This is a genomic window from Moorena sp. SIO3B2 (assembly GCF_010692525.1).
Taxonomy (GTDB): Bacteria; Cyanobacteriota; Cyanobacteriia; order Cyanobacteriales; family Coleofasciculaceae; genus Moorena; species Moorena producens.
This window is the reverse complement of record NZ_JAAHHE010000010.1, coordinates 1-6558: the sequence shown is the minus strand read 5'-3', so window position 1 is coordinate 6558 and position 6558 is coordinate 1. Positions and strand designations below refer to the sequence as shown.

The 6558-nt window shown below is 43.8% G+C and carries 4 protein-coding genes and 1 pseudogene; 3 read left to right on the top strand and 2 right to left on the bottom strand.

What is annotated here, in order from left to right; genetic code table 11:
* Position 1 precedes the first annotated feature (1 nt).
* The 3 genes from F6K38_RS03985 to hpnH all read left to right on the top strand — a co-directional run bounded on the left by F6K38_RS03985 (position 2) and on the right by hpnH (position 5145).
* Complete coding sequence (locus tag F6K38_RS03985; protein WP_287356126.1) at positions 2–2716, top strand: efflux RND transporter permease subunit; 2715 nt, start codon at positions 2–4, stop codon at positions 2714–2716.
* Between the two features lie 94 nt (positions 2717–2810).
* Positions 2811–3782 carry a hopanoid-associated sugar epimerase gene (gene hpnA, locus F6K38_RS03980; RefSeq protein ID WP_287356125.1) on the top strand — a complete coding sequence of 324 codons (972 nt, stop codon included), beginning with the start codon at positions 2811–2813 and terminating at the stop codon, positions 3780–3782.
* A 343-nt stretch (positions 3783–4125) separates the two neighbouring features.
* Positions 4126–5145 (top strand): adenosyl-hopene transferase HpnH, encoded by a 1020-nt coding sequence (gene hpnH / locus F6K38_RS03975; RefSeq protein ID WP_287254146.1) that lies wholly within the window; start codon positions 4126–4128, stop codon positions 5143–5145.
* 283 nt (positions 5146–5428) lie between these two features.
* Here hpnH and F6K38_RS03970 read toward each other — a convergent pair whose 3' ends face one another.
* Together F6K38_RS03970 and F6K38_RS03965 are read right to left on the bottom strand one after the other, a co-directional pair.
* The gene (locus F6K38_RS03970) at positions 5429–6097 is read right to left on the bottom strand and encodes a hypothetical protein (RefSeq protein WP_287356124.1); all 669 of its coding nucleotides are present in this window, start codon (positions 6095–6097) and stop codon (positions 5429–5431) included.
* Between the two features lie 177 nt (positions 6098–6274).
* A pseudogene (locus tag F6K38_RS03965) lies at positions 6275–6558 on the bottom strand (serine hydrolase); the annotation flags it as partial.

Sequence of the window (6558 nt, the reverse complement as noted above, 5' to 3'; positions counted from 1 at the left end):
GATTGAGGAAAGGCTTTTCCCTTTGGCAGGACTCGATCAGATGGTTTCCTCAACCTACCCTGGTCGAACAGTAGTTACCCTCTATTTCCATGTCGGAACCGATCTCAACTCCTCTTCAATGGAGGTTGAAAAGACACTGTGGCAAATTGCTCTTCCTGAAGGTGCAACCTTTCAGGTCATTCCCTTCAATTTGAACGAATCCTCTGCAGTTAGCTACACCATCAAGAGTGATACTAAAGACCTTAAAGAATTAGCTGATATTGCTAAGACTAGTATTTTACCAGAGATTGCTCAACTTCCAGGAGTTCTGAAAGTCAATTTGTTGGGAGGGGGGGAAACTACCTTTACGGCTCTCAATTCTGGCTCAGACTTGACCAAACAAGCACCAGAAATTATTAAGGAGGAACAGCGGCAAGATACTCCCGAATCTCCCATACCCGTTACCCCAACTCGGATTCGCTTCAATGGACAGGAAGCTTTGGCTTTTCAGGTGATCAAAGGGGGTGATGCTAACACCTTAGATGTGGTTAGTCGGGTAGAGGAAACAGTGCAAAGGCTACAAGGTAGTTTGCCAGGGGTGCAGTTAGTCTTAGCAGTGACTCAAGCTAACTATATCCGGGAAGCGACTCAATCTACTATTGATGGTTTAGTACTGGCAATTGTTCTGGCAGTGTTGGTAATTTTTACTTTCTTGCGCAACTGGCGTGCCACCCTAATTACTGCCTTGGCAATTCCAATTTCCCTACTGGGAACCGCTATAGTGATGGCTATCTATGGGTTCAATCTCGAAACCATTACTCTACTAGCTTTGGCTCTGGTAATTGGGATTATCATTGATGATGCGATTGTAGAAGTCGAGAACATTTCTCGGCACTTGGAGGCTGGGGAGTCTCCTCGACAAGCTGCTCTTTCTGCTACTAATGAAATTGGTCTGACGGTTTCTGCTTCTACTTTGACCATTGTGGCGGTATTTCTACCGGTTGGTTTAATGGGTGGTAACTTAGGACAGTTCTTTAAACCCTTTGGTCTGACGGTTTCGGCAGCAGTTCTTACCTCTTTGCTAGTTGCTCGAACCTTATGCCCAGTGCTTGCGGTTTATTGGCTTAAACCTAGGCAGGGGAAAAGGGAACAGGGAACAGTAAACAGGGAAAAATTATCGACAGTAGTTTTCGACTTTTGGTTGAGGTCTAATCCTAAGTATCCTGATTTGCTGCGCTGGTCCCTAGGGAATCGGAAATTTGTAGTAGCATTAGCGGTATTGAGCTTGGTGGCTGGGATTTCTCTGATTCCCCTAATTCCTCAGGGGTTTATTCCTACCCTAGACCGAGGGGAATTTATGATTACCTATACAGCACCGTTGCCTCAGATGCCTAGTGCCTCTCAATTTGGTAATTTAATTAATAAGATTCTGAATTTGGGAGGGTTTGATACTAATAGTGAGAAGTCAAAGCAATTAAGTAATTCAGATACTAATTTAGATACTAATTCAGATACTAATTCAGACCTTAGGGAGCAGGTAAAACCAAAACTATCAAAACCAAAACTATCAAAGTCAGGGTTTAATGGTCTATTTCCGATTAACAGTGGGATGCAATTGGTACTGAAGCAATCTGAGCAGGTGGCTAAGCAGTTAGAAGAGGCGGTGCTGGCTTTTCCTGAAGTGGAATCGGTCTATACGGTTGTGGGGGTACAGGGTGAGCCGAACAAAGGTAACCTTCAGGTCAAACTTAAACGTAATCGCCAATATACTACTGCTCAGGTTCAGGAAAAAATGCGGGCTGCTTTGCCGAAGATCTCTGGTGTAACTACTAGTGTTGAAGATATTCAGTTTATTGAACTACCTACTCAAAAACCGGTTCAAGTTGCTTTATTGGGTGATGATTTAGAGGTGTTAGGCAATACGGCTGCGGATCTCAAAACTCGGATTGAGACATTACCAGGATTAGTCGATGTAGAGGCAACTGGTCAAAATAATCTAGGGAATAAGATTACTGAGATTGAGCATGTTAATGGTCAGCGAGGGGTTTATGTTCGTGCTAGCCTTAACCAGGGTCACAGGTTGGGAGATGCTACTGAGGAGGTGGTAAAGGTGGCCAAATTGGTTTTACCCGATGGTGTGAGGTTAGAACTGTGGGGGGATTCGGCTCTGAGTAGTCATGTGCTGGGGAGTTTTGCTGGCACCTTGACCTTGTCTGTTACCTGTATGCTGTTAGTGCTAATTTTGCCTTTTGGTCGATTGTTAGAACCGATGGTGGTGGGCTTGTCGTTGCCTTTATCTATTGTGGGAGCAATGCTAGCACTTCTGATCACCCAGAGTGATTTTGGCATGATTTCCCTGATTGGTCTAATTTTTTTGCTGGGACTACTTGACAAAAATGCACTTTTGCTGATGGATTATGTTAACCAACTTCGTCGAGCTGGTTTAAGTCGCACTGAGGCAATTCTGGAAACGGGAGTGGTGCGTTTGCGACCAATTATAATGACTACTGCTTCGACAATTTTGGGGATGTTGCCCTTGGCATTGGGATTTGGTGCAGGAGCAGAATTGCGACAACCGATGGCTGTGGCAATTATTGGTGGATTGCTTACGTCTACATTGTTGAGTTTGATTGTTGTACCAGTATTGTATAGTCTGCTGGAAGATTGCTGGGTAGGATTATTTTCTGGTATAGCGCTACGCGCAAGTCAGAAGTCAGAAGTCAGAAGTCAGAAGTAAGCTATGACTAAGTTTCAGAGTTTAGAAATGTCAAACACCTTAATTGGTAGTGCTATAAGCAATAAGGAATTGGGAAACAGAGGAGCGTGCGTCAATGGCAATCAAAGCTTTCGTCACTGGAGGAACAGGGTTTATCGGTGCTCATGTTGTGCGATCGCTACTTGAAGCAGGATACTCCGTGCGAGCTCTGGTGCGCCCTACTAGCCAACTCGATAACCTCCAGGGTCTAGATATAGAAGTCGTTATCGGTGACTTAAACGATCCAGGTTTGTCCCAACTGATGCAGGGATGTCAGGTATTATTTCATGTCGCTGCCCATTATTCCCTGTGGCAAGCGGATCGAGATTTACTCTATCGTAACAATGTCGAGGGAACCCGTAATGTGCTACAAAGTGCTGGTAAAGCTGGGATTGAACGCACTGTTTACACCAGTTCAGTAGCGGCTATTGGTGTGGGTAAACCTGGGGAAATTGTGGATGAAACCCATCAGAGTCCTGTAGAGAAATTGGTGGGTGACTATAAAAAATCTAAGTTTTTTGCTGAACGGGAAGCGATCAAGGCAGCTGAATCTGGTCAAGATGTGGTGATTGTTAATCCTAGCGCTCCCATTGGTCCAATGGATATTAAGCCAACTCCTACCGGAGAAATCATTGTGCGCTTCTTACAGCAGAAAATGCCGTTTTATTTGGATACGGGATTAAATTTTATTGATGTGCGGGATGTGGCTCAGGGTCACCTGTTGGCGTTAGACCGGGGGAAAAAAGGCGATCGCTATATTTTAGGTAACCAAAATCTATCCTTCAAATCGTTATTGGAGCAACTTGGGGAAATTACTGGATTGAGTGCGCCTCAAAAAACTGTTCCGGTCTGGCTACCGTTGAGTATGGCTTGGATTGATGAGTGCGTGTTAACTGCTTTCGGCAAAACCCCTTCTATTCCGCTCAATGGGGTGCGGATGGCACAACACCCGATGTATTACGATGCCTCGAAAGCGGTGAGAGAGTTAGGGTTACCCCAATCTTCGATTAGGAAAGCCCTCAAGGATGCTGTTGATTGGTTGAGGTAAGGGAACAGGCAAGAGGCAAGAGGCAAGAGGCACCCACCCCTAACCCCAGGAGGGGAAGGCAAGAGGCAAGAGGAAACTGACAACTGCGGTAAAGTCTAGGATTTAAAGCAATTCACCAACAGTATTATTAATTTATCGGCGAGGCTGATCATAGTTAAAGCTGTGGGGTAATTATGATTACCCTCAATGATTAGCGTTGCTTAATAATGGAATGATTTTAAGAGTGAGGTGGAATAGGCATCTTGCCTGTTCGGGGATCTTTTGGGGCGGGCAGGATGCCCACTCTACTCCTATTCATTCAAAAACTGACGCAACGCCTGAATTCAATGGTGTGAGGAGAATTATGGCAATTCAATTACAACAAGCTCTTGATGTCGGAAAGTATATTGTTACCCAGCGTCTTTTGGGTCGTAAACGCTTTCCCTTGGTGCTGATGTTGGAACCTCTGTTCCGCTGTAATCTAGCTTGTTCTGGTTGTGGCAAAATCCAGCATCCTACGGAAATACTCAAGCGCCAGCTGACTCCAGAAGAGTGCTTTGCTGCGGTGAAAGAGTGTGGTGTTCCTGTGGTTTCTATTCCGGGGGGAGAACCTCTGCTTCATCCACAAATTGACGAAATTGTCAAGGGGTTGGTGGCATGGCGAAAGTATGTCTATCTCTGTACCAATGGGTTGTTGTTAGAAAAGTGTCTGGATAAGTTCCAACCTTCCCCTTACCTGACTTTCAGCGTTCACTTGGATGGCTTACGGAAACGGCATGATCAGTGTGTGGACCGTCAGGGGGTATTTGATAAGGTGGTGCAGGCAATTCGAGCGGCTAAAGCTAGGGGATTTCGTGTGACTACTAACACGACGGTGTTTGAGGGAACTGATCCTAAGGAAATCCAGGAGTTCTTTGATTTCTTGGCCATGTTAGGTATTGATGGCATGATGGTTTCTCCTGGATATAGTTATGAATGGGCACCAGATCAGGAGCATTTCCTGAAGCGGGAACAGACTAAGGCGATGTTCCGGGAAATTTTAGCGCCTTTGAAGGCTGGGAAGAAAACCTGGAATTTTAACCATAATCCTTTATTTTTGGATTTCCTGATCGGGGAGAAAGATTACGAGTGTAGCCCTTGGGGAAGTCCTAGTTACAGTGTTTTGGGGTGGCAAAAGCCTTGCTATTTGTTAAATGAAGGGCATTATTCCACTTTTAAGGAATTGCTGGAGGAAACGAATTGGGATCAGTATGGTCGCGCTAGTGGTAATCCTAAGTGTGCCGATTGTATGGTCCATTGTGGGTATGAGCCTACGGCGGCTATGGATGCGTTTCAGCCCCAGAATATGGTTCGTGCTATGGGCAGTGTGTTAGGAGGGGTTTAAACCTGACCAATTTCCCAGACCATAAAGCTGGCGCTAGTTCCTAGGTCTAAGTGGTGATGGATTGCTAAGCCTGGCAGGATCGGCAAGGTCAACTTGAGCACAATACACACAATACAATAAAAGCGATCGCATTAATCTGAGGCGCACGAATAAATGCGATCGCATTAATCTTAGCTCTTGATTAAATTGACATTGAAATCAACTTCAAGGTCATTATTGAATTGGGAATGAATTGGTTTTACTAAAACCCCATTATCTGCTGCCCCTTATCTAATCACAAAAATTAAAATTTAAATCCTAATAAATTCCAATAATTTAGGAGCCAGATAAATAGCCATGCCGCTAGCATACTCAAACAATAATACCCTCGTCTGATCCAAGACCAATTTTTGTCTCTCCAAGCCAGTAAACCAATAATCGATACTACAGTAGTCAAGCCTGTGGTGACAATGGGTAGATAAAGTAACGCAATCATCACAGGGGGGATTCCGAAGAAAAATTCCCAGAAATCTATTATACTAATAGCTATCCCCATCCCGCTGAAAAAGCATAAATTCAAGATACTAATCAGACCAATGATCAACTCCACCAGACGAGTATGTCGTGAAACTAGAGATAAGCTTTGATTTTTGCGGCTAATTAATGGTCTAATTAGCCAAACCAAACATCCCCATAGGAAGATTAGCACACAAAATCCTACCAGTCCAACCTGTAAAACAAGAGTTTCGTACCAGGCTAACTTTTCATAGGTTAAATGGACATGACTACTCAAAGACATAGCAGTAATTTTACCCTGACTATCTTTCCGAAAACTTATATACATATTGCTGTCAGGATAGCGAAATAGGAGTGGCTCAAATTCCTCCCATTTACTTCCTCCTGGAAATACAGTTAAGGTGCGGTATGGATTAGTTTTAATAGTAAATAATCGTCCAGATTCCAGCAAAACCATGGCTAGTTTAACCAGGGAGTTTCGAGGATATCGAATGAAGCGATAGCCGCCATTAATTTGTTGATATTGCTGTTGATATTGCTGTTTATAATGCTGGGTACTATTAGCTTGAGGGCTAGCTTTAGAGCTAGCTTCAGGGATAGGTTTAATAATCGTTTCAGTAGGTGAGGTAATGGTCTACTGTACAGGATAATAACGATCTAAAAACTGTTCAACCAAGTCGTCTCGCAAATTCTCATTAAGACTGTTACGATTGTAAGCAATATAGAAACCTAACTTTTGTTCTGGGATTAAAAACACCAGATTAGTATACCCTGACATGCTACCGCCATGCTCAATTATCCGTTGATTATTCACAAAGCGCTCAAAAAAACCATAAGTAGATCCTGCCGATTGAGGAATGTTCGGAAAATTAGTATAGTGTTGGTGGTGCATATCCTTTACTGTAGTATCATTCAGGA

Excerpts from the sequence above, each read along its gene's own strand:
- hpnA (WP_287356125.1), top strand. The coding sequence starts at position 2,811 with ATGGCAATCAAAGCTTTCGTCACTGGAGGAACAGGGTTTATCGGTGCT.
- hpnH (WP_287254146.1), top strand. The coding sequence starts at position 4,126 with ATGGCAATTCAATTACAACAAGCTCTTGATGTCGGAAAGTATATTGTT.
- F6K38_RS03970 (WP_287356124.1), bottom strand. The coding sequence starts at position 6,097 with ATGGTTTTGCTGGAATCTGGACGATTATTTACTATTAAAACTAATCCA.